The organism is Escherichia sp. MOD1-EC6098 (genome assembly GCF_002965865.1).
Taxonomy (GTDB): domain Bacteria; phylum Pseudomonadota; class Gammaproteobacteria; order Enterobacterales; family Enterobacteriaceae; genus Escherichia; species Escherichia marmotae.
Genome location: NZ_PTSN01000085.1, coordinates 1 through 623, shown reverse-complemented (window position 1 = coordinate 623; position 623 = coordinate 1). Strand labels below are relative to the sequence as shown.

The window sequence follows — 623 nt, the reverse complement described above, 5'->3', positions numbered from 1 at the left end:
GCCCGCTCCTGATCGTGACCGGAGAGATACAGCCCGTAAGCGTAAACCTGCTCCGGATCGTCTGGTTTCTGCTGTGCCAGATTGCGCATCAGGGTATCGGCCTGGCTACGTTGCCCGGCCTGCCAGAGATCCTGCGACAGCCGGTAAGTAATCCATACACTGCCGGGATCCAGCGCCAGCCGTTGCCGCTGAAGCGCTGCCGCCTGCGCCCATTTGCCCTGATTTTCCAGTGCCTCCGCCTGCTGTGCCAGACGATCGTTTTGCAGGCTGCGTTCGATGTCATCAACGCTGCGCCGCTGGCTGGCCGGGAGCGAGGCAATAAACGCTTCGGCTTTTTCCGGTGACTGCTGGCGATAAATATTCGCCAGTCCGCGCACGGCGTTGGTGTTGCTGCTGTCCATGCGCAGCGTCTGCTGATAATAACGTTCCGCGGCGGGGTAATCTTTGCGCGCCATTGCCACATCACCCAGTCCCAGCACTGCATAGCTGTCGGCGCTATCAACACTGCGCGCCTGCCGGAACAACCGTTCGGCCTGCTCTGGATTATTGGCTTTCAGCGCAGCATCACCCTGCTGGATCGCCAGCCAGTAGCGGTTCACTTTCAACAGGCTGTTCCACTTGTC

1 protein-coding gene is annotated in these 623 nt (G+C 60.2%); it reads right to left on the bottom strand.

Going from position 1 to position 623, the window contains the following annotated elements:
• The coding region (locus tag C0K55_RS25755; RefSeq protein WP_157944187.1) for a tetratricopeptide repeat protein at positions 1-623 on the bottom strand (623 nt) is incomplete at both ends.